Below are 22,384 nucleotides of genomic sequence, written 5' to 3' on the forward strand. Positions count from 1 at the left end.
CTCCTTTCTATCGAATCAAGTAAATGCGGTCGTTGATGGCGTCAAACCGGGGAAACGCCCGGTTGAGCGGCAGCAGACGGCGGTCAGGTACGAATTCAGCAAGCTGCCAAAAAAGCCGGCTGTTGGTCGCACCAAAGCGCTCACCGATCACAAACAAGTCGAGCCCGGCAAACCGCGCGCGCAGCAGCTTTAAGAAGGCCGCGTCGCTCCATTCGTGATCCGGGGACCAGGCCATGACCACCGCATCGACCTGATCGCCCCACCGCCACAAAGCCGCACTGGCGCCGGCGCGGTGGACCGGCAGCAGCGGCGTGCGCCCGGTCACGTTTTCCCCTTGCCAGGTCAGACTGTCAGACGCGATCACTTGGTTGCCAGCCTGCCGCAAACCGCAGCTGACATAGCCGTTGCCCGCGGCCACCTCCAGATAACGTCTGGGGCCAAACAGCGCCGTCCACTCGGCAAACAAGGTCTGCTGGACGAAGGCCCACATGCCATAATGATAAGCAATGTACTGACGAAAGTTGCGCAGCAGATGATCCGTGGCGCTCACCGCCGCCAGTGGAACGGCGAAGCGGTATTGTGCCTCGGCCATCGCCTCGCCGCTCAGTCCGAGCCGAGGCAACGGCCGGGCGGGCAGCTGGCGTTTGGCGACCGCCTCACGAAAGGCCGTGATGGCCACCATCTGCGCCTGAATGTCAGGGGTCGGCATACGCTTGGCCAATTGATTAAGTTTCACCCAGTAGTCCAAAGCAGCCTCCCTGCCAATGAAAAAGCCGCTGAATCACCAGCGGCTTCACAATTGCTTAGTGGATTCCCAGCGCCATCTTCGCGTAACGACTCATGCGTTCCGGACCCCACTGCGGGTACCAAACTAAGTGAATGTCGACGGAAGTGATGCCCGGGACGGCAAGCAGCGCCTCATGAATGCTGTCATCCAGCATCGTGGTCAGCGGGCACCCCATGGTCGTGAGGGTCATTTCCACGTCGCAGTGCCCGACATCGTCGAGGTCAACGCCGTAAATCAGCCCTAAGTTGACAATGTCGACGCCGAGCTCAGGGTCGATCACCCCTTCGAGCGCCTTGACGATCGCCTTTTTCATTTTGGCAAAGTATGCGTCTTCCTCAGGCGTGGTGGTTTTCTCATCAGCCATGGTCATGGCCTCCTACTCGTTGGCCTTCAAGGTCCCAGCAACCGCATAATGATCCGGCGTCATCTCGTTAAGCACGATGTGGATGTGCTCAGCGGGGGCGCCAGTGTTCTTGGCAATGGCAGCCGTCACGTCCTGGCACATTTTGGCCAACTGCTCCGGGGTCCGGCCTGCTAACAGATCAATGTGGACTAATGGCATGTGATCACTCCTTAGTGTTTGCTTCTTGCCCAAATTATACCCGAGATTGCGGCGCTTGAACAGGTGCCCGCCGCTTGGCGTCTTGCTCATCCGAAGTGAGAAATTCGCCCACTACATCGACCGTGTTCAAGATATCGATGAAGGCCTGGTGATCAGCGCCCAACGTCGCCTGAGTGAGGTCGTACAGTTCGTAGCGCGTGATCACGATCATCAGGGTCGTGTTCGGCCGGTGCAAAAAGCCGCCGCGGCTGGGAATCACGGTGATGCCGCGGATCAGCCGGGCTGATACCGCCGCCACCACCGCATCCGGATGCTCGGTAACGATCATCGCCGTGATTTTCTGGTTCGACGTGTGAATCATGTCGACCACACGCGTCATGCAGTAAATCGAGATGATCGTGTACAGCGCGCTTTCCCACTGCAGACCAAACCCGGCGATCAGAACAATAATCAAGTTGATGCCGAACATCAGCCAGCCAACCGACTTTCTGGTGGTTTTCGACAGGTACATCGACAGGATATCGAACCCGCCGGTCGAAAACCCGTAGCGCAACGCAATGCCGACCGCCGCGCCGGTCAAAACGCCGCCGAAAATCGAATTCATCAGCGGGTCGTTGGTGAGCGCCTGCACCGGCAGCACAATGGTGAAGCCAGAAATAATCAAAATATTGAGAATACTGAACAAGGTGAAACTGCGTCCCAACTTGCGCCAGCCAAGATAAGCAATCGGCATGTTGATCAGAAGATTGAACCAGCCCGTCAAATCACCGCTTGACACACCCAGGCGATGAAGAAAAATCGAAATCAGCTGGGCCAGTCCGGTCGCGCCGGCCTGAAACACCTGTGCCGGGGTGAGAAAAAAGTTCAAGGCGATTGCCGTTAACAGGCCGCTGACCAGGGCCACGCCGATTTTCGTCAAGGTGTCGTGCTGAACAAACTTCGTGAGTTTTGCCATGCTTCTGCCTACCTGTTCACAATTTATCAACACCCGTGCAAGAAATGGCCTGCCCGAGGCGTTTCATCCCTCCTAGAATACACGGAGAACTGACGAAAATACAGCCCCTACTGCGCGTTTTCGGGTATAATAAGCACAAACCCGCAACTCGTACCCATGTGTTCTTGATTTGTGAACAAAGAAAGGAAACAAACTATGACACGTTCATCTTGCACCAGTATTTTGATTGGCAAAAAAGCGACCGCTGACGGCAGCGTCATGATTGGCCGCAATGAGGACTCAAAAGCCGCCTGGCCCAAGCACCTCGTCGTTCATCCGGAAACAAACGGCGCAGATCCGGTGCCGTTTACCTCCAAAGCCAACGGGTTCACGCTTTCCTTGCCCGCGCATGCGTTGAAGTACACCGCCACCCCGGAATGGACCGATCAGTACGGCCTGTTTGAAGAAGCCGGCATCAACCAAGTCGGCGTCGCGATGAGCGCCACCGAAAGTGCCTACGCGAACGCCCGGGTGCTGGCCGGCGATCCGTTCGTGCCCGACGGCATCTTGGAAGAAGCCATGGTGACAGTGGTCCTGCCCTATTGCCACTCGGCGCGAGAAGGCGTCAAGCGGCTGGGTGAGATTATCTCCGCGCAAGGCACCGATGAAGCCAATGGCGTGCTGTTTGCCGATCACGACGAGGCGTGGTACATGGAAATCGGCTCGGGCCACCACTGGGTAGCCGAGCGTATCCCGGATGACAGCTATGCCGTTGTCGCCAACCAGCTGAGCATTGAAGTGATCGATTTTGACAGTGCCGACTACTTCACCAGCCCCGGGCTTGCCGCCTTCGCCGAAGCTCACCATTTGTGGAAACCGGGCACGCCGTTTAATTTCCGCCGCCTCTTCGGCACCGATACGCCGTTTGACCGCACCTACAACACGGCGCGGGTGTGGGACGGCCAGCGTCGCCTAACTCCTAGCCGCGTCAGTGGCCCGACAGATGACCTGCCGTTCACCCTCAAGCCTGACCAGTTGCTGCATGTGGATGATGCCTTTCGCGTGCTTGGCGGGCACTTTGAGGAGACGCCGTACGATCCGGTCGATCCCAGCGCTGCTGCGCCACATCGTTTCCGCCCAATCAGCCTAGCCCGCACCCAGGAAAGCCACGTGCTGCAGCTGCGGCCGAATCTGCCCGAGGAGCTGGCGGGCATCCACTGGCAGGCCATGGGCGTGGCCGCAGAAAGCCAGTTCGTCCCGTTTTTTGCCGGCACCACCACCACGCCTTTGGACTACCAAGTCGGCGCCCTGCCGCCCAGATCGGATTCCGCGTACTGGCAGTACAAGCTTGCCAGCGTCTTGATCGACGCCCACTACTGGCACTTCCAGCAGGCACTGCAGCAAACTCAGACAGCCACGCACGCAAAGCTGCTTGCCAATATCGCCCAAACCGATGCCCAAGCGAATACTGCCCCTGATTTGGCAGTGCTGGCCACCAGCGCGAGCGCGGCCAATGCAGCAATTGCTAAACAGGCTTGGCAAGCCTTCACCGCGCGGCTGCTTCAAGAGTCGGCCGACCTCAGCCCGTTGAACTTCAACACCGACGACCAGCTTTAATGCAACTCAAAGGCGCCTCCTGCAATTGCAGAAGGCGCCTTGTTTGCATAGTCAGATAAAGGTAAACGGATCGGTGTTCAGCGTCGACGCCACCACGTGCAGCGGCCAGTTGTTCTGCTCGGCCCAGCCGATCAGCAGCTCGCGTACCTTATTTTTCATAATGGATTCGATATGATGGCCAGGGTCGATCACCGGCAAGTGATGCGCCAGCATGTCGTGGCCGGTGTGGTAATAGACATCACCGGTGACGAACACATCGGCGCCGGCCTTCAGGGCATCCGGATAAAACTGGCCGCCGTCGCCACCGACAACTGCCACCGTTTGCACCGGCAGCGTCAGATCATCGGCAATCACGCGCAAGCCGTCAACGTTAAAGATGCTTTTCAGTTCCCGGGCAAACGCCTCGACCGTGGTTGCCGTCTTCAGCTCGCCGACTCGGCCCATGTTCGCCTCATCGCCGGCCTCAATAAACGGCTTCACATCGGTCAGATGCATGGCTTCCGCCAGCCAGTCGTTCATCCCACCGTTGGCCCGATCTAGGTTGGTGTGCGCCGCGTAAACTAAAATATCATGCTTGGCGAGTTCACCGTACATGGCATTTTGCGGATCGGCGTAGTTCAGATTCCGCGGGGCGTGAAACACCGCCGGATGATGGGCAAAAATCATATCCGCGTTCAGCGCGATGGCCTCATCGACCACTTCCGGGCGCACGTCCAGTGTCACCAGTACCGTGTGAACGGCGCGCGTGCCGTCGCCGATCTGAATGCCAACCGGGTCCCCCGGCACCGCCAGGGTCTGCGGGGAAAACTGTTCGAATTGGGTAATGATATCATTTCCGCTCAGCATGGCTTTCCTCCTTCAACAGCGCCAGGCGCGCCTGCTCCGCCGCAATTTTGGCTTTCGGCACAGCGCTGGCATTGGCCAGCCCCTGCAGGACTGCTTCCGTCTTTTCAATGTCCAGTGCCAACTGTTGCACAAACAGCGCGCTGCGCTTGCGCCGCAGCACCGGCCCCAAAATTAGGTCCGCTTCGGTGTAAGGCACCTGCGGCCGGGTCTGGCCGACACTCATCAGCGGATAGACGTGGCCGGCGTCTGCCACCAGGTCCTCATCCAAAATGCCAAACTCGTGCGCCGCCAAAAAGCGGCGCAGTCCTTCGGCGTCACGATTGGGCCCGAGAATCAACGTCTCGGTGCCATCCAGGTGCTCCATCCCGGCGTCAATGATTGACTCGATCAGTTGCCCGCCCATCCCGGCGATGTAAATTGTGTCTAAGGCGTCTGCCGCCGTCAGGCCCGCCAAGCCGTCTGCTTGCCGGACCACGATGCGGTCAACCAGTCCGGCGTCATGAATGTTAGCCTTGGCAATCGCAACCGGGCCCGCCCCAATGTCGCTGGCGACGGCAAAGTCGATCTGGCCGGTTTGGGCGAGATAGATGGGGAGATAGGCGTGGTCGGTGCCGATGTCGGCGATGCGGCGGCCGTCGTTGTTCAACGCCGCCAAATGGGCGAGGCGCTTTGATAAGTGAATGGGTGACATGATCAAACTCCTTTGGGTATTGGATGAGTCTAGTATACACGAACCAGCACTGCTTTCGCTGGCAAACAAAAACGCCGGCCGCAGCCAGCGCATTGATTGCTATTCCAAAAAGTCCTTGAGCTGCTTGGAGCGGCTCGGGTGGCGCAGCTTGCGCAGGGCCTTGGCCTCGATCTGCCGGATCCGCTCACGCGTGACGCCGAAGACCTTGCCGACTTCTTCCAGCGTGCGGGTGCGGCCATCGTCGAGGCCGAAGCGTAGACGCAGCACGTTTTCTTCACGGTCAGTCAGCGTGTCAAGCACGTTTTCTAGCTGCTCCTTCAGCAGTTCGTAGCTGGCGTGATCCTCTGGCGAGGTCGCGTTGTCATCCTCGATGAAGTCGCCCAGGTGGGAGTCATCCTCTTCCCCAATTGGCGTTTCAAGGGAAACTGGCTCTTGCGCGATTTTCAGGATTTCGCGCACCTTCTCGGTCGGCATATCCATCTCAGCCCCGATTTCCTCCGGCGTTGGTTCACGCCCGAGGTCTTGGAGCAGCTGGCGCTGGATGCGAATCAGCTTGTTGATGGTTTCGACCATGTGGACCGGGATGCGAATCGTGCGGGCCTGATCGGCGATGGCACGGGTAATGGCCTGACGGATCCACCAAGTCGCGTAAGTCGAGAACTTGAAGCCCTTGCGGTAGTCAAACTTCTCGACGGCCTTCATCAAACCCATATTCCCTTCCTGAATCAGATCCAGGAACTGCATCCCCCGCCCAACATAGCGCTTGGCGATGGACACGACCAGCCGCAGGTTTGCTTCGGCCAGCCGCTGCTTGGCTTCCTGATCACCTTGCTCGATCTTTAGGGCCAAATCGACTTCCTGGTCCGCCGTCAAAAGCGGCACGCGGCCGATTTCCTTCAGGTACATGCGCACCGGATCGTTGATCTTGACGCCAGTCGGTGCCGACATGTCAGATAAAGCCTTCTTGGAAACCGGCTTTTCCTTCTTCAAGCTGGCTTCGGCCGGATCGCCGTTTTCGTCGACAATGGAAATCCCGTTGTCTTCAAGCTGCTGCATCAGGTCATCGACGGCTTCGCTCTTCAGCGCAAACGGCTTGACGATTTGCTTGACCAGCTCTTCGTTGGTGATTTCTTTATCTTTCTTGTAGTCCTTGATCACCTTTTTGACTGCTGCATCGTATTTCTTGGTCTCTGCGGCAGTCGGCTTAGCACTAGTTTCCTTGGCTGATGCCTTTTTTGCCGCCGGCTTTTTGGCAGTGGACTTAGTCGCTGCCTTGGTGACGGTTTTTTTCGCCGCCGCGGTGGTAGCTTTGGTGCTGGAAGCAGGCGCCTTCTTGGCCGTGCGCTTGGCGGCTGGTTTGGCCTCAGTCGTCTTCTTGATGGTTTGTTTCTTTGCAGTTTCTTTTTCAGCCATAAAAGTGCCTCCTATAACTTCATTCTTCAGCTGCAGTCTTAAGCTGACGCTGCAGCTGAATATACTTATCTAACAACGCGTCAACAGTGGCGTTATCGCCAAGCTGCTGCGCCTGGGCCAATTGCTGCTTCACGGCCTGAAGCGATCGTTTGACGCCGCCCTGCGCGATCGCTTGAATCAGCGCAGTGACGCCGTCATCATCCGTTTCAGGGTGATCCTCAAACTCGAGGGTCGCGACCGTGGGACTGGTTGCTGGATCCAAAGTATCGATAAATCCGGCGACCGTGGGTGACGGGTCGCTTTTGGCGTACGCGACCCAAGCATCAAACAACTGCTGGTACACGGCATCAGGAAACTGGAAGTCAGTTTGATGAAGCCGCGTGGCCACAGCTGACTGGTGGAAACTCAGCTGAAGCAGCTGGCGTTCGGCCTTTTCAAACCGGTCGTAATGTGGCGCGGCAACCGGCGGCGCGGCCGCCTGCTGGCCAAAGTCCTCCGGCGGCGGTGGCGGGGTACCCCAGTCTTCGCTAGTGGCCGGCTTTGGGTTGATTGATGGCAGCTGCTGGCGCAAGGTTTCGGCCGGGACCCCGGTCAAATCGCTCACCTGTTTGAGGTACAGGCTCTGCGCGACCGGCTCCCTTTCCTGGGCAATTTCCTTGAGAGCCGCATCGATGTACGCCAGCTTATCCTGGTCGGCGGTCAAATCACGGTCTTGCACCAGGTAGTTCAGGCGAAAGCCAATTGGCGTCAGCGTGTGTTGGACCTGCTTGGCAAACGCCTCAGCGCCCTTGGCCTGGATGAAGTCATCCGGGTCTTGACCATCAGGCAGCACCACCACGCCCACTTGCAGCTGCGGGTGGTCTTTTACCAGTGCCAGGGCGCGGTCTGCGGCGCTTTGGCCAGGTGCATCACCGTCGTAACAAATCGTGAGTCGCTTAGTCTGGCGGCTAATGATGCCGACCTGCTCCTGCGTCAAACTCGTGCCCATTGAGGCAATGCCGTTTGGCACCCCCGCCTGGTAGGCCGCAATCACATCCATGAACCCTTCAAACAGCAGCGCGCCGCTTTCCTTGAACGCATTTTTGGCCTGATCGAGATTGAACAGCACGTCACGTTTGTTGAACAAGGCGGTTTCGGGGCTGTTCAGGTACTTGGCCTGACTGGCCTCTTTGGTGAGGATGCGCCCGGAAAATCCGATCACGTCGCCGTACGCATCTTTCAGCGGGAACATGACGCGATCGTTGAAGCGATCAAACAGGTGCCCTTGATCATCCTCGACGAACAGCCCAGAGGCGCGCTCTTCGTCGTAACTGACATCGCGACTGTCCAAAAATTTCTTCATCAAGCTCCGGTCGGCGGGCACGTACCCGACTTCGAAGTGATCGATGGTAGCCTGGCTCAGTCCCCGGTTTGTGAGATACGCCAGCGCGGGCTCGCCACCCTTAGTGTTGACCAGCAGGTGGTGCATCATGTCGGTCACTTCGCGCAGCAGTTGCTTTTGCCGCGTCTTCGCCGGGTCTTCCGGCTGGCGCGTTGGGGTCACCGTCACGCCAAGCGGGATGTTGGCAAACGCCGCGACCTTGGCCACGGCTTCAGGAAAGGTGACATGGTCATACTGCATGACGAAATCAAACACATTGCCGCCGCGCCCGCAGGAGAAACATTTAAACAGCTGCTTGCTTTCCGACACCGAAAACGAGGGGGTGTGCTCAGCCTGAAACGGGCACAAGCCGAACAGATTTTGGCCTTGCTTGCGCAGTTGCACGACCTGGCCGATGTAATCGGCAATATTCACGGTCGTGCGGACCTGATCGATCACTTCTTTCGGGATTCGAGCCATTCGCGATCCTCCCTCCCATAGCGGTAAAAAGTCGCACTTCAAGGTTGAAATGCGACTTCGTTTTTGCCATTTACGACAGACTAATACAAGCTAAAGTATAGCCGGTGTGCCGCGGAAAAGCAAGCTATTTAACGATGACGGCGGTGATGTCGCCAAACTGATGAATGAGGCTGGCCAGCCCGGTCAGCTCGGCTAAGCGGTTGGTGCGGACCTGCTTATCGTCAGCCATGATCATCGTTTCGGTAAAGTAATCGGTGATGACCGCGGTTAGCCCGCGCAGCGCCTGGTAATTCGCCTCACTCGGCTGGGCCTCAAAGTCAGCCTTGACCGTGCTGACGGCGTCGTGGAGCGCCTTTTCGGTGCTGTTTTCAAACAACGCCACGTTGACCGCCACATTTTGTGGATCCTTGTCAGCAATCCGCAGCACGCGGCCGAGTGCTTCCATGGTCGCCTTAAAGTCAGGATCGTCCTGATGTGCAGTGAGGATCTTGGCGGCGTCGATCATCCCCGTGAGGTCGACTGTTGGGGCGTTTTGCACGGCGTCCAAGATGTCGTGACGGATTTTGCCGGTGCCCAGGAACTGCCCCACGCGGTCGCGGAAAAAGTCAGTGACGGCGGCCTGATTCTTCCCCCAGTCGAGGCCGGCCAGCTGATCATTTTGGGTCAGCTGCGCGACGACCTGTTTCTGCAGTGCGGACACATCGAACTGCCAGTGCTGTGCGGCCACCATCCGGACGATGCCGTATGCCTGACGGCGCAGCGCGTAAGGGTCGTTTGAGCCAGTCGGGATCAGGTCAACAGCAAAGAAGCTCATCACGGAGTCGAGCTTATCGGCAATCGCGAGCAAGGTGCCGATAGTTGACTGCGGCAGTGCCCCGTCCGCTGAAATCGGTTCGTAGTGTTCGCGAATCGCCTGCGCGACGGCCGGGTCCTCCCCGGCCAAGGTGGCGTAGACCTCGCCCATCACCCCTTGCAGCTCGGCAAATTCGCCGACCATGGCCGAGACTAGGTCAAATTTATAGATTGAAGCCGCCCGCAGCAGCTTCTGCTTGTCGGCGTCTGCAAGGCCCACGTGATCGGCCAGCAGCCCGGCAATGGTCTTCACGCGCGCCATCTTCTCCGTCATCGACCCGATCTTGTCGTGGAAGCTGACGGTCTTCAGGCGATCCACAAACTGGGCGATCGTCTTCTTGCGGTCCTCCGCGTAGAAGAACGCGGCGTCTTCCAGGCGTGCCGTTAGGACCTTGACGTTCCCCCGGATCACATTGTCGAGGTGATCGGCGTTGCCGTTGCGGACCCCGATGAAGGCGTTGACCATTTTGCCTGCTTGATCGCGGGCGTAAAAGTAGCGCTGGTTATCCTTCATCGAGGTGATCAACACGGCTTCTGGAATGTCGAGGTATTTCTCGTCAAAACGGCCCGCAAAGGCGGTTGGCCATTCAACCAGGTTGTTGACCTCTTCCAGCAAATCTTGATCCAGATCGATCTGCCACTGGTTATCCGTGGCGATTTTGGCAATTTGGGCTTTGATCAACGCCTTGCGCTCGTCGGCATCCACCAGCACCTTTTCACCGCGCAGGGCTTCAACATAATCGCTGGCCTGCTTCAAGTCGACCGGATGGCCAAGGAAGCGGTGACCTTGGGTGCGGCGGCCGGCCTTGATATCCAGCAGCTGCATCGGCACCACCTGGTCATCAAGCAGCGAAACCAGCCAGTGAATGGGCCGGATATACTCGAAATCGTAGCTGCCCCACTTCATGCGGGTTGGGAAAGTCAGACCCTTGATCACGTCGACCAGCCCAGGCAAAATCGCTGACGCGGGCTTGCCAGCTGTCTGCTTGTGCAGGTAAACGTACTCGACGCCTTTCAGTTCGCGGAACTCGATGTCATCAACGGTCATCCCCTGACCGCGCGTGAAACCGATGGCGGCCTTGCTCCAATTGCCGGCTGCGTCCTGCGCGATTTTCTTGGCCGGGCCCTTGACGTCTTCTTCGGTGTCTGCCTGCTTGGCCGCCAGACCCAACACTTCGATCGTCAGGCGGCGCGGGGTGGAATAGGTGTTGATCGTTTCATAATCCAGGTGGTTGTCCTTGAGAAACTGGCCGGCTTTTTGCGCGAATTGGGTCACGCTTGGGGTGACCACATGGGCGGGCATATCCTCCAAGCCGATTTCTAGTAAGTATGTTGCCATTAGTCTGCCTCCTCTACCTGGTGCTTCAAAAGCGGGAAGCCCAGCTTCTTGCGCTCTTCAACAAACGCCCGGGCGACCTTGTGCGCCATCTTGCGAATTCGGCTGAGATAGCCGGCCCGTTCGGTGACCGAAACCACGCCGCGCGCATCCAACAGGTTGAAGGTGTGGCTGCACTTCAAGATGTAGTCATAGGCCGGGTGCACCAGGCCGAGATCCATCAAGCGCCAGGCTTCCTTTTCGTACGCATCAAAGAACTTCAGCAGCATGTCCTGGTCGGATTCCTCAAATGAGTACTTGGAGTGCTCGTATTCCGGTTCCTTGAAAATGTCGCCGTACAGCACACCGTCGCCCCATTCGAGGTCGAACACCGAATTCACGTCCTGAATGTAGGACGCCAGGCGCTCCACCCCATAGGTGATCTCGCTGGTCACCGGTGACACTTCAAGGCCGCCGACGACTTGGAAGTAGGTAAACTGGCTGACTTCCATGCCGTCAAGCCAAACTTCCCAGCCAACTCCGGCGCAGCCCATTGACGGGTTCTCCCAGTTATCTTCAACAAAGCGAATGTCGTGTTCGAGCGGGTCGATGTTCAAAGCGCGCAGCGAATCCAGGTAATAGTCCTGAATATTCTCCGGCGACGGCTTCATCACGACCTGGAACTGGTGGTGTTGATACAAGCGGTTCGGGTTTTCCCCGTAGCGGCCGTCAGCCGGCCGCCGGGACGGCTCAACATACGCCGCGGCCCAAGGCTCCGGGCCGATGGCGCGCAGGAACGTGTAAGGACTCATGGTGCCGGCCCCTTTTTCTGTGTCATAGGCCTGCATCAGCATGCAGCCCTTGTCAGCCCAGAAGTTTTGCAGGGTCTGAATCATTTTCTGGACACTCATTTTCTTGGTCATTGCTTCCTCTTTTCTGGTCATGAAAAAAGCGCCTCTATGCCAAAATCAGCATAGGGACGCTTGCGCGCGGTTCCACCCTACTTCAAGCCCGAAAGCTTGCCCTTCATTGTGCTGGCTCAAAAACGCCAACTGTCCGTACTTCGGTGAGGCTCACACTCTCCCTCACTCGCTGTCACCACCACGCACAGCCCTTTTTCTCATCACCGCTATGTTGTTATCAGTATAGCATTCGTTGATATACCGTCAAGTTTTCGCCATGAAAACTGCTAAAGTGTCTGCTTTTCGCCATGTCCTCTCTCATGTCCTCTCACCCTTTTCTATCTCTTGCGGCCCTAGGCTCACAGCGGTTATTTTTTGCCAGTTTTTAGATAATTTGCAAGTCGCTCAGCCGCTTCAACCTCCTGCTCTTTGTGGACACGTGCGTATATTTGCAAGGTTATACGTGGGTCCGTGTGGCCTACCATCTTCTGCACAGTGCTGACAGCAACCCCAGCAATCAGCAGGTTGGAAATGTAAGACTTGCGAAGTTTGTGGAGTGATATGCTCGGCGTGAGGTTGTTGCTACGAATAATGTTACTTAGCCATTGCCTTGGCTTGTCTACCCTCAGACGGTTACCGGTCTTGGTGGTAAACAGCAGCTGATGCTGTGCAGAGTACTTAGCGTCTGAATAGATATAGTCAGGCTGTTCAACACGCCAGCGTTTAAGCCAGTCGACCGTCCCACCATCAATAGGTACTTCACGCCGGCTTGCACGTGTTTTAGGCGGGTTTACCATCAGGCGCCCATGCAGTCCAAGCGATACAGTCTTATTGACACTAATAGTGTGCTTAACGAAGTCTATATCGTTCCAGTCCAACGCGAGTACTTCGCCGATTCTTAACCCGGCGTAGGCTAGTATGCGAAAAAGGACATACTTGTGTAACTCACGCTCGGGGTTTATACAGTCGAAGAACAGCTCTAGCTGATGCCTATCCCAGAAGTCATCAACGTTGCCCACTGCGTCTTGTACTCGCGGTAGGATCACGCGCTTAGCCGGGTTCTGACTGATGTATCCTTGCAGTTCGGCGTACTCCAGCACTCTATTCGCGTGGACAAAATAGCGCTTAAACGCGACTGGTGACTCACTAAACCATTTGCTTACTGCCTCTTGCATGTCTGCGGGCGTAATTGCGTCAACATACACGTCGCCTAGGTCAGGCAGTATATGCAGGTTAAAGCAGTCACGTGTCTTAGACCAGCTGCTTTCTCTCACAGTCAGCATGTAAGACTTTACCCACTCATCGTATACGTCGCTAAACTTTAGCCTTTGCTGCTTGCTTTCGGTTACTGCCGTCAGTACCCCCGCGGCAATATCTTCCTCAAGTTGTTTACCCGCGATGATCGCTTCACGGCGGGTCACATAGCCTCCCTTCGTCTTGTATAGCTTACGGCCGGTCTTTTGGTCCTCGCCGACGTACGCCTTAGCACGCCAGCGTATGCCCTTGCCAGTCTTATACTTGCTTACACTTGCCATTACGTATGCGTCCTTCCCACCGCCAGCAGGTAGTGGACAGGTAGCTTAGTCAGACTCCACAAGTGACCTAACTAAGTCACGCATAACATTTACTTGTTGCTTGCTTAAAACTCTTGCCTTCCAAAGATACTTGACGTTATCCAGTGCAATGTCGACTGTTGCAATTTCTTGAGAATGAACTTGGGCACTAGCTACACTGGGTACTTTTACCACGGGTTGTTGCTTGAGTGCAAACATAATTGCATCGACTGATTCTTTCTTTGGTTTTCGGTATCCTAGTTCATATGATCTGATTGAGGACAATGAAAGCCCCGAACGGTCTGCTAACTCGCTTTGCGTTAAGCGGCGTGCCAATCGCATTTCTTTAATCTCATCACCAATATTTGTCAAAAACTTCGCCTCCTTTTCAAGTGTACAAAATAAGTCACATTTTTCATTGACATGTACAAAAGTATATGTTAATCTTTCAGTGTCTTAAAAATATCACATAGGCAAAGAGAAGGGAAGTGATTGCATGGCATTGCTTGTTTGGATTCTGGAGCATCAGCTGACGATTGCAGCATTAGTATTAGCTTCATTACTAGCCTTCGTGATTGGACAGTTTGTACAATTTTGCGAAGACGACAAAAAAGCCGCCAAGCGTGATAACGCTTAGCAGCCAAGGTCAGCTAACTGAATAGCTGAAGCAATCAACCCATTGGCGTGGGCCTATGCTGATGTATCTCACCTGATACAGACTCAGTATACACGATTGCTATGTTCGTGTCATGCATACCTGCGCACGGTTAAACAACAGTCAGGTGGTCAGCTGGAGCCGATGCTATAAAGTCTAGCCGACGCGAGGATTAGTCACCCTCAACTCGTCACTTAGGCGTCCACGGCCTTCCAGACTATATAAAGGGTAAACAGTGGGGGTGGAACGTTTTGTCGGCCGATGAAGCCGAGGGGTCACCCAGCCAACCAGTGTATTTGCGGTGTTCACACGAGCTAGACCGCACGCCTAACAGCAAATAAACCTCAAGCTCGCACTAGTGGTATGTCGGGCAGGACTGACATAGGAATTGGATGCTGAAGGATGGCGAGCTTAGCGCCGCTTTCCAGACAGGCTGTGTATGAAACTATTGGCGGTGAAAAGCCGCCCACAGTACCAGCTTTTTGCTGGGGGAACTGCCAGAAATTACCAAGGCAAAACAAAAAGACCCCAGCATCTCTGCTGAAGCCTTTAAGGTTGGAACTGAATTGTGCCGACATATGTACTCGGTGACCAGCTATCTAATTAGTAGCTTGTCGCCTGGGTGAATCATGCTGTAAATTGTCTTGCCATTGTGAGAAGCAAGGGTGTACATTGACATGCCATGAGCGGTAGCGATTGACCACCAGCTGTCACCATACTTGACGGTGTACATACTGTGACTATTAGCAGTAGCTACGTTTGCTTGCCTAGTTGTTTGCAAAATCTCTACGTCACTCTTGCTAATCCAGCTTAGGATACCCGCGAGTAATACCCTGTTTCCGCTCACTTGTTGGACTGTATAAGTACGCCCGTGTACCCAACTTGGTATTGCCACGCCGTTAGCCCATGCCCTAGCGCTAGTGTTAACCTTCACTTTAGCCCCATTGGTAAGACTGGGATTAACTGTGGTAATACCCGTGTTTGCTTGCTTAGCAGTCTGTAGTATCTCAACGTTAGACTTGCTAATCCAGCTTAGTATGCCAGCAAGCAATACCCTGTTTCCACTCACCTGTTCCACAGTGTAAGTATTGCCTTTGACATAGCTTGGGATAGCTTGCCCAGTAGCCCAATGCTTAGCGATGAGGTTAACCTTAACCTTAGTCCCTTTGGTGATTGATGCCTTAGTAGCCCTGTTGGCTGTTGCCCCAGCATTAATAGCTGGTGTGGACGTCTTAGGCTTTACTGTGACCTTACCATTGTCACTGGTTGTAGTCTTACCGTAGCCATTATCGGTGATACCAGTCAAGTCAATGTTACCGTCTAGTCCACCAGCCTGATACATGCTCGTAAACTGGAAGATACCAATGTTGTTAAAGCTTGGGAAGTAATTATATTTTGGCTTGATAGTAACTTGATAATTAGGATACTCCGCCAGCCATAATTGATAAGTATTAGCAATATTCGCCAAATCAGTATTTGCCACCAGATAAGACTTGTAGCCGTATAACATTGGCGTGTACCCGGCGTCCTTTATGCGCTGTAATCCGTACAGTATCGCCGCCGTGTTATTGGCCTTGCTGGAGCTTGCACCTGCTTCATAGTCAAGCGCCACGATGGAACCCTTCGGCGTCTGTACCATTGGCAAAAAGTGGTCTAACGCCGCTTTAGCGACCGCCGTGCTACCCCCGACTTGATACCAGATATACGTATGTGCTCGCTTACCAGCGGCTATCGCCGAGGCTACCTGTGTATTATACGTTGACTGATTGATAAAAGCACCATTATAGGTACCACCAACCTGTGCTATCACAAACTTATCGCCAGAATAGCCAAACTTACCGTTTGCGCCCTGATAGACTGACCAGTCAACACCAGTATCTCCCTTGGCGGCGGATACAGTCACACCGGCGAACGAAATGGACGCAATGGCGACCCCAAGCGTGATTAGCTTAGTTTTCAGCCTCACAGCTACGCCCCCTTCGTGTATGTACTTTCGATTAAGTCCTTCATGCTTGCATAAGCTGATTCAACGGCGTTAGCTATCGTTGCTTCATCAACGGCGGTAAACCCTAGCTTAGCTAAGCCGGCTTTAACGTCTGCTATCGCCTTAGACTTCTTTACGGCGCCGGTCACCGCTTCGGTCACGCCTAGTTGCTCTGCGGCTACTACCGCTGCTTCCGCCAACGGCTGTATAACCTGAATAAGGCTTACCGCTTGCTTATTCTTGACGATGGCGTTGCCAATGAATGCCGCCACGATTGGTATCACCGCAACGGCTATCTGTATGATTAAGTCTTTCATGTGCTTACCTCCTGTTATTTATAGAAACTTTTCAATGATATAAACGAAGATGGTAAGGCCGATGCTACCACCAATAACTCCCCAAATCGTCCACACCATCTTTTTTAAACTGCTTATATCTCGTGCGTTATCAAGACCGACGTTATAAGCTTTTTCAGCTTTTTCATCGGTGGTAGGCAAAGATGTAAGTTGTTGCTTTATCTGCACAATATCCTCTTTAATCTCCATTAGCATTTTTGTTTGCTCGTCCACGACGGTCACCCAATTGTTATTTATTTGCCACAACGTAGTCAGTACCGGTTATCTGCTTGTATTGGTCTGGGGTGAGCATAACTGGCACAAAGGGTGTTAAATCAATTCCCCAGCTGTAAAACAGTACGCACTGGTCATAGCTGCTCATGACTTCGCCTCCAGTTGTGCTAACCGTAGGCTTAGCGTGGCGATCAGCTGCTGCTCGGCCGTTGGCGTTACCTTGTTAGCCTCCGCCTCAATCTCCGCCTGCCTAGCTGCGTCAATCGTTATAATGCCATCTGCTGATACCTTTGAGGCTCCCAAACAGATGCCAGTCAAGTCTGCCGGCGTTGATTCTCTTCCAATTTGATGCGAACAATCTCTGACTTCCCATCCAATAAAAATCACCTCACCATATTTGATGAGGCAATCATATCGCCCAGAAGCTGGCATTCATATTCGGTCTGTTATTAGGTAAGCACCCAATAACCGACCGCCTTGCAAACTAAGAGTAAGCACCTAATAACCAACCGTATGTAAGAGCCCCACAATCTCGCTTTTTGAGATTGTGGGGCTCTGCTTTGTTACGCTAGGTTTTGAATTGCCGATGGAATGTGGACAATATTCCATGGTAAACAAGCCTCCAACTGTTCGTTTTTTGCGAAAGTTGGCAGCACTGACACTTTTTGAAGTAGATCCTCGAGATACTCAACCGGATCAAGTCCATTTGCTTTGGCGGTTTCAATCATTGTCATCCAGATGGTGTTGGCCACGGCACCTTTGGGACTTGTACTAAATAACCAATTTTTCCGCCCGATCACGTAGGTCTTCATGTTTCGTTCGGATGCGTTGTTACTCAAGTCGATTTCGCCGTAATCCAGCACTCGATTTAAGGCAGTCCGTTGACCTTGCGCATACGCAATGGCTTTACCCAGTTGACCTTTCGGCAACGTATCGACTTGGTCGCACCATTTCCAGAAACGTTCAATCAGTGTTTTAAGTTCTTGCTGGCGCTTATTAAAGCGCTCCACGACCCAAAAAAGGTCAATAATCTCCGGTGTTGATCGTCATCAACGCCAAGAATTTTAGGCCCCTTTTTTACCGTTGAAACTAAAACGCTGCCAAGGGAGTCTGATATAATGGAGGTATTCATATAGAAGGAAGACTTCAAACAATGGAAACAAAAAAAGTGATCGAGGACCTCATCGCTTTCCGTAATGACCGCGGTTGGCAGGACTATCACACGCTGGAATCGCTTTCGCGAGCGCTGGGCATTGAAGCCTCTGAAGTGGAAAAAGTGTTCTTGTGGAAACATTCTGATTCGGATCTGTCGGACCAGGAAAAGGACGACTTGAAGCTTGAGCTCGCCGATGTTCTTACCTACACGTACTATATGTGTGAGAAGCTTGGTGTGGATCCAAACCAAATCATCGAGGAAAAGTTGGCCAAGAACAAAGTACGACACTGGAAATTCGAGGAATAAGAAATGGCGAGTAAACAGATTGCATCGCCAGTAGTGTGTGAGGTCGCTTACAACGAAGCGAGCTTGGGCCAACTTGAGCGAGACCTGTCGGGCAACCGGGAGGGGGAACTGGTCTTCCAGTACCCAACGGTCTACATTGTGCATGCCGAATCGAAAAATGAGCTGACGGCCTATGTTGGCGAAACCACAGATATACGCAGGCGAACGGCGCAACATTTGGATGCGGACTCGGAGCACCGCGAGGACTGGAAGACGCTTAAAAAGCAGCAAGACGCCCAGATGATCGTGATAGGGCACGAACACTTTAATAAGTCCCTGACTTTGGATATTGAAGATCGCCTGATGCTGTATTTGACAGGGAGTCGGGGCGTTCAACACCTCAACAACCGACGCACGAATCCACAAGGAAAGTACTATCCTTCGGACGAGCGCAACGTCATTTTTAGCAAGATATGGCGCAAACTACATCAACTGAACAAAACTGCATTCCCGGTTGAAGATGTCATCAAGGACTCGGCCCTTTTCAAGGCCTCACCGTTTCATGAACTCACTCCGGAACAGCAGGACGCCCGGCAGCTCATTCTGGAACGGGTCGCCACGGCACTTCAAAATCAAACCGTTGGTCAGCTGATCCTAGTTGAGGGTGAGGCGGGTTCGGGCAAAACCGTTTTGTTGAGTAGCATGTTCTACGAGATGATGCAGACATTGAATTCGCAGGGACGGCCAATCGTGTCTGAGGATGAAACTCACTTGGATGCGGCATTGTTGGTCAATCATGACGAACAGCTGAAGGTCTACGAGCAAATCATGTATAAGCTGGAGGTGGCCTCTAAAAAAACTGACAGTGTGACGAAACCGACCCACTTTATTCTTCAGCACACTCCAGAAAAACCGGTCGATGTGGTGCTTGTCGACGAGGCACACTTGTTGTGGACACAAGGAAAACAGACCTACCGAGGATCAAATCAGTTGCTCGATTTATTACGTCGTGCGCGGGTGGTGATTGCAGTTTTCGACCGTAATCAGATCATTGCCACAAATGGTTATTGGGAGCATCAGCTGTTAGATGAGCTTGAAAGGAAAGCACGTGCCCAAGGCAACCTCGTGCAGCTCAAACATCAACTTCGCGTCCAAGCCGGGCCTGAGGTTGAAAGCTGGTTAGATGCGCTTATTCATAAACATCAGGTTCTACCCATCCCTCAGCAGGATAAACGTGGTTACGAGATTCGTGTCTTCGATGATCCGGCAGAGATGCAGACCGCAATTAAGCAAAAAGCGAAAAACCAAGAAAGCGGCTTGTCGCGTATGCTTGCCACGTTTGATTGGCCATTTGTTCAGAACAAGCGTGATAAAGATGGCGATTACTGGAACGTGAGAGTTGGTAACTGGTCCATGCCTTGGAATAAACAATTACCGCTCATCGGAGCAAAGCGGCGTTCTCATTCAGCACAGTTAGCGTGGGCGGAAATTCCTGAGACTATCGCGGAAGTCGGCTCAACATTCACGATTCAAGGTTTCGATTTGAACTATGCCGGAGTCATCATTGGACCTTCCGTCAAATTGAGAAATGGTCGAATTGTGTTTGACGCCAAATTCAGTTGTAATCCTCGGGCCAAGAACAAGCGCACATTGCAGGATGGCCGAGCAGCCGATGTTTCTCAAGAGTTACTGCAGAATGAGCTGAACGTTCTTCTGACGCGAGGGGTTCACGGTCTTTATCTCTATGCTGTTGACGCTGAGCTTCAGGCAGCATTGTTGAAAGCGCAAGGCACATTAAGTACGTTGGATATGGTGGCAGAGCAATACGCAGACTATGGCAAAACTGAGAGTGATTAGAAAATGGATAACTCGAGATTCAAAATTCCCAAATTGCAAGAACAAGTTAGCCGGGGTGTTGAGACACTCCCAAGAACAGCCTGTTATCTTATGAGTGGTTCATTGTTTAGCTTACGTGTTGTGCTGAACACCGAGTCCGGCGCACTTCGGTCTCAAAACACTCCTGGGGGCTACGGTAGTCTAGCTTTCCGGGGAAGCCCGTTAAGACGGTCTTGGGTAGCCAGCACCTGGCTGGGACTAACATCATCCAGCGACTTGCCTTTTGGGTAGTCACGTCTAATCATGCGATTGTGGGCCTCGTTGGAGCCGCAATCGCATGAGGTGTATGAATGCGCATAGAAGATGTCTGTATCTGTGTCCTCAAAGGCCTTATTCAGAGTCGAGAACTCCGGGCCATTGTCTGCGGTAATCGTGCGCAGACAGTCACCCCACTCAAGCTTGATTTCTCGTAACGCAAACTCCACAGAGTCCGAGTCTCGGCCGTCGATCAGTCGGAGAAGTTGGCAACGGGTCTTCCGCTCAATCAGAGTCAAGATGACGCTCTCCTTGCCATTGTGTTTCCCGACAACGGTATCCATCTCCCAATGTCCGAACTGCTTGCGGCGTTCGACAGCCTTAGGACGCTTCTCAATACTGCGGCCGGCTAGGCGCTTATGCTTAGTGCTCTTGTGTTGCTTGGTCCGCCGATTTGCCTTCTCCACGAGATCGATGTTCCGAATTTCTAAGCGTTGATCATCGATGTAGCGATATAAAGTGGTTGTGCACACCATCTCCTCAGGGGTGAATAGCTTGGCTCGCCGTGCGGCGCCAACGGCTGCATCAGGCGACCAGTGTTCAGTCTTGGCCTGATTAACATACCAGGCCAGGAAGTGGCTTGTAGCGGCGAATTTATCCGGCCTATGACAATTCAGACGTGCGGTCTCATAGCGCGTCTGAGCAGCTTCAGGACTATATTCCGTATGATAGATTAGTTTGCCATTAATGCGCTTAGCTTGCTTGACAGTCCCTCGGTCAATCTCATTATTGATAGTTTGATGGCAGACGCCAATTTTGGCAGCAATTTCGCGTTTGGAGGTGCCGGTGGCGTAAAGTTCTGCAATTCTACCGCGTTCCATTTGAGACAAATGATGACTTGGTTGACGACGTGTGATATCCTGTTCATGCATCAGGACAATACCTCTTTCATTGTTTGTGTTGGAACTTCAATGATACAGGATATCTGTTCTTGATGTTTTTTATTGTCCCAAATTCGTAATAAAAGTGGCTAACTTGATTTTAAAACGCGCGTCTATAATTTATCTCAAAATTTTATCAAAATCTGGTATTATGGCCCTGAGTTAATAACTGTGCTAGTTTGACGTAGGTAATAAAAGATGCCTAGCGTAGCGGTTAATTAACAATGTGTAATTGACCAACTCAGCTCGCGGCACCATGAATCTTCTTTGTCCCATCATTAAGGAAACGTGCAATGAATGCTTTCTTGCCAAAGCCAACCGTTGAACTTCCGTTATGATCGCCGTCAATATCTCCTGCAGCACTACTGATGTCCTCACTCAAATGTCCATACTTACCACCGTCTCCCTTAGTGTTTGGGTGTTTTTCTTTGGTGGTCTCAGCTAGCTTTTTGGCGTAAACATCAGCACCAGCCTTGGTAATCTTCTCTTGGTCACTGATAGACAACTGAGAAGCGGAAGAGACCATTTTGAGCCACTCTCCAAGTGTTTCGCCCATGTCCATCGCTATACCCCCTTGGTTGTTTTGACTAGGGTCAGATAGTCATAACGAATAGCATCGTTTGAATCATCTGGACTAATGTCTGAAATGTCATACACAACACCATAAAGGCGCGCCTGTTTCTGATTAATGTTTCTAGCATCATGACGGACTATGATGGTGATTGAATTATCCAAACGTGTTCCCACAAGTGTGTACTGCTGTGTGAGTGTTCGCTTCTGCTGTTTGAAATGCAGGCTATAAACCGGAACGAAGCTGGTTACATTAATGCCGGCACCAGTCCTGTGTGATTGTGGAGAGCCGAGATCAATGGTTCGACTAAAATCTGACGGCTTAAAGTTAGTTGCCATTAGTATCACCACCAGCTTGCAAGTGCACTAGCATCATCAACAAGCCTTTTGGCACACCGTTGGCTAGTGACCGGTCGTAGTACATCGCCTGTGTGAGTGTCTTAATCGCTGGTATCGTCAAGCTGTCATCAGCTTGGGCGTCACTTGACCGCTTTATAATCTCAACTGCCGTAGTTACCAGCGTAGTAATAGTCTTTAACTCGGCACCGTCTAAGTTCAGTTCGTTCAGTAACTCAGTGGCAATCTGGCTAGTGTCAATTGTTGTTGTTTCTGCCATTGCTACACCTCCTGTAAGGCCGCCGGTATTAACCTACCTGGATTATTCATAGAATTTCAAAAAAGCAGCGCAATCCCACGATTCACACGGGACTGCGCTGCTTTGGTGTTTCACCCATTGGGTGCGCCTATATGCTAAGGTTGAGTCGACAAAAACCATCACGAAAGCGAGGCTTCACACCATCTCAACTTTAACCAGCTTATCC

Annotated in this window: 23 protein-coding genes and 2 pseudogenes; 4 read left to right on the top strand and 21 right to left on the bottom strand. The window is 53.1% G+C overall.

Features of this window, described 5'->3' with window-relative positions; all coding sequences use genetic code 11:
• Positions 1 to 7: 7 nt before the first annotated feature.
• The 4 genes from JUE30_RS01620 to JUE30_RS01635 are packed head-to-tail and all read right to left on the bottom strand — an operon-like array spanning position 8 to position 2,304.
• Entirely contained in the window at positions 8 to 748 is a 741-nt protein-coding gene (locus JUE30_RS01620; protein WP_203623326.1) for an SAM-dependent methyltransferase, read from the bottom strand.
• A 55-nt stretch (positions 749 to 803) separates the two neighbouring features.
• The gene (locus tag JUE30_RS01625) at positions 804 to 1,151 is read right to left on the bottom strand and encodes a metal-sulfur cluster assembly factor (RefSeq protein WP_056988955.1); all 348 of its coding nucleotides are present in this window, start codon (positions 1,149 to 1,151) and stop codon (positions 804 to 806) included.
• A gap of 12 nt (positions 1,152 to 1,163) precedes the next feature.
• The gene (locus JUE30_RS01630; RefSeq protein ID WP_203623327.1) at positions 1,164 to 1,439 is read right to left on the bottom strand and encodes a 2-hydroxymuconate tautomerase; all 276 of its coding nucleotides are present in this window, start codon (positions 1,437 to 1,439) and stop codon (positions 1,164 to 1,166) included.
• Entirely contained in the window at positions 1,384 to 2,304 is a 921-nt protein-coding gene (locus JUE30_RS01635) for a YitT family protein (protein WP_203623328.1), read from the bottom strand. The genes JUE30_RS01630 and JUE30_RS01635 overlap by 56 nt, the downstream gene beginning before the upstream one ends.
• A gap of 195 nt (positions 2,305 to 2,499) precedes the next feature.
• Here JUE30_RS01635 and JUE30_RS01640 point away from each other — a divergent pair, with 195 nt between their 5' ends.
• On the top strand, positions 2,500 to 3,900 hold the full coding sequence (locus tag JUE30_RS01640) for a C69 family dipeptidase (protein ID WP_203623329.1): 1,401 nt from the start codon (positions 2,500 to 2,502) through the stop codon (positions 3,898 to 3,900).
• 51 nt (positions 3,901 to 3,951) lie between these two features.
• On the opposite strand, the gene JUE30_RS01645 is transcribed toward JUE30_RS01640, so the two are convergent.
• The 8 genes from JUE30_RS01645 to JUE30_RS01680 form a co-directional block, all read right to left on the bottom strand.
• On the bottom strand, positions 3,952 to 4,746 hold the full coding sequence (locus JUE30_RS01645) for a Nif3-like dinuclear metal center hexameric protein (protein WP_203623330.1): 795 nt from the start codon (positions 4,744 to 4,746) through the stop codon (positions 3,952 to 3,954).
• Positions 4,730 to 5,437, bottom strand: a complete 708-nt coding sequence (locus tag JUE30_RS01650; RefSeq protein ID WP_203623331.1) for a class I SAM-dependent methyltransferase — start codon at positions 5,435 to 5,437, stop codon at positions 4,730 to 4,732. Before JUE30_RS01650 ends, JUE30_RS01645 begins: the two co-directional genes overlap by 17 nt.
• A 99-nt stretch (positions 5,438 to 5,536) precedes the next feature.
• Positions 5,537 to 6,850 carry an RNA polymerase sigma factor RpoD gene (rpoD, locus tag JUE30_RS01655; protein ID WP_203623332.1) on the bottom strand — a complete coding sequence of 438 codons (1,314 nt, stop codon included), beginning with the start codon at positions 6,848 to 6,850 and terminating at the stop codon, positions 5,537 to 5,539.
• A 19-nt stretch (positions 6,851 to 6,869) separates the two neighbouring features.
• Positions 6,870 to 8,690 carry a DNA primase gene (gene dnaG / locus JUE30_RS01660; RefSeq protein WP_125754536.1) on the bottom strand — a complete coding sequence of 607 codons (1,821 nt, stop codon included), beginning with the start codon at positions 8,688 to 8,690 and terminating at the stop codon, positions 6,870 to 6,872.
• A gap of 124 nt (positions 8,691 to 8,814) precedes the next feature.
• Positions 8,815 to 10,881, bottom strand: coding sequence for a glycine--tRNA ligase subunit beta (glyS, locus tag JUE30_RS01665; protein ID WP_203623333.1), 2,067 nt, complete (start codon positions 10,879 to 10,881; stop codon positions 8,815 to 8,817).
• Complete coding sequence (gene glyQ / locus JUE30_RS01670; protein ID WP_203623349.1) at positions 10,881 to 11,780, bottom strand: glycine--tRNA ligase subunit alpha; 900 nt, start codon at positions 11,778 to 11,780, stop codon at positions 10,881 to 10,883. The genes glyS and glyQ overlap by 1 nt, the downstream gene beginning before the upstream one ends.
• 347 nt (positions 11,781 to 12,127) lie before the next feature.
• Positions 12,128 to 13,294, bottom strand: coding sequence for a site-specific integrase (locus tag JUE30_RS01675; RefSeq protein WP_203623334.1), 1,167 nt, complete (start codon positions 13,292 to 13,294; stop codon positions 12,128 to 12,130).
• 45 nt (positions 13,295 to 13,339) lie between these two features.
• Complete coding sequence (locus JUE30_RS01680; RefSeq protein WP_203623335.1) at positions 13,340 to 13,684, bottom strand: helix-turn-helix domain-containing protein; 345 nt, start codon at positions 13,682 to 13,684, stop codon at positions 13,340 to 13,342.
• Positions 13,685 to 13,808: 124 nt separating this feature from the next.
• On the opposite strand from JUE30_RS01680, the gene JUE30_RS01685 reads away from it, so the two are divergent.
• The gene (locus tag JUE30_RS01685) at positions 13,809 to 13,949 is read left to right on the top strand and encodes a hypothetical protein (protein ID WP_203623336.1); all 141 of its coding nucleotides are present in this window, start codon (positions 13,809 to 13,811) and stop codon (positions 13,947 to 13,949) included.
• Between the two features lie 613 nt (positions 13,950 to 14,562).
• Here JUE30_RS01685 and JUE30_RS01690 read toward each other — a convergent pair.
• The 5 genes from JUE30_RS01690 to JUE30_RS01710 form a co-directional block, all read right to left on the bottom strand.
• Positions 14,563 to 15,933, bottom strand: a complete 1,371-nt coding sequence (locus JUE30_RS01690) for a GH25 family lysozyme (protein ID WP_203623337.1) — start codon at positions 15,931 to 15,933, stop codon at positions 14,563 to 14,565.
• Between the two features lie 2 nt (positions 15,934 to 15,935).
• The gene (locus JUE30_RS01695) at positions 15,936 to 16,268 is read right to left on the bottom strand and encodes a phage holin (RefSeq protein ID WP_203623338.1); all 333 of its coding nucleotides are present in this window, start codon (positions 16,266 to 16,268) and stop codon (positions 15,936 to 15,938) included.
• A gap of 18 nt (positions 16,269 to 16,286) precedes the next feature.
• Positions 16,287 to 16,520 (bottom strand): DNA primase, encoded by a 234-nt coding sequence (locus JUE30_RS01700; protein WP_203623339.1) that lies wholly within the window; start codon positions 16,518 to 16,520, stop codon positions 16,287 to 16,289.
• A gap of 16 nt (positions 16,521 to 16,536) precedes the next feature.
• Positions 16,537 to 16,668: an XkdX family protein gene (locus tag JUE30_RS01705; protein ID WP_203623340.1), complete on the bottom strand. Its 132-nt coding sequence runs from the start codon at positions 16,666 to 16,668 to the stop codon at positions 16,537 to 16,539.
• A 415-nt stretch (positions 16,669 to 17,083) separates the two neighbouring features.
• Complete coding sequence (locus JUE30_RS01710; protein ID WP_203623341.1) at positions 17,084 to 17,530, bottom strand: transposase; 447 nt, start codon at positions 17,528 to 17,530, stop codon at positions 17,084 to 17,086.
• A 143-nt stretch (positions 17,531 to 17,673) separates the two neighbouring features.
• On the opposite strand from JUE30_RS01710, the gene JUE30_RS01715 reads away from it, so the two are divergent.
• Both JUE30_RS01715 and JUE30_RS01720 read left to right on the top strand, forming a co-directional pair.
• Positions 17,674 to 17,982, top strand: a complete 309-nt coding sequence (locus JUE30_RS01715) for a nucleotide pyrophosphohydrolase (protein ID WP_057824653.1) — start codon at positions 17,674 to 17,676, stop codon at positions 17,980 to 17,982.
• A 3-nt stretch (positions 17,983 to 17,985) separates the two neighbouring features.
• On the top strand, positions 17,986 to 19,818 hold the full coding sequence (locus JUE30_RS01720) for a DUF2075 domain-containing protein (RefSeq protein WP_203623342.1): 1,833 nt from the start codon (positions 17,986 to 17,988) through the stop codon (positions 19,816 to 19,818).
• 106 nt (positions 19,819 to 19,924) lie between these two features.
• Here JUE30_RS01720 and JUE30_RS01725 read toward each other — a convergent pair.
• From JUE30_RS01725 to JUE30_RS01740, 4 genes and pseudogenes are all read right to left on the bottom strand, one after another.
• A pseudogene (locus JUE30_RS01725) lies at positions 19,925 to 20,984 on the bottom strand (IS30 family transposase).
• A gap of 262 nt (positions 20,985 to 21,246) precedes the next feature.
• A pseudogene (locus JUE30_RS01730) lies at positions 21,247 to 21,555 on the bottom strand (HK97 gp10 family phage protein); the annotation flags it as partial.
• Positions 21,556 to 21,557: 2 nt separating this feature from the next.
• Entirely contained in the window at positions 21,558 to 21,902 is a 345-nt protein-coding gene (locus tag JUE30_RS01735) for a phage head closure protein (RefSeq protein ID WP_203623344.1), read from the bottom strand.
• Positions 21,892 to 22,179, bottom strand: a complete 288-nt coding sequence (locus JUE30_RS01740) for a hypothetical protein (protein ID WP_203623345.1) — start codon at positions 22,177 to 22,179, stop codon at positions 21,892 to 21,894. Before JUE30_RS01740 ends, JUE30_RS01735 begins: the two co-directional genes overlap by 11 nt.
• Positions 22,180 to 22,384 lie beyond the last annotated feature (205 nt).

This window comes from Lacticaseibacillus sp. 866-1 (assembly GCF_016861825.1).
Classification (GTDB): domain Bacteria; phylum Bacillota; class Bacilli; order Lactobacillales; family Lactobacillaceae; genus Lacticaseibacillus.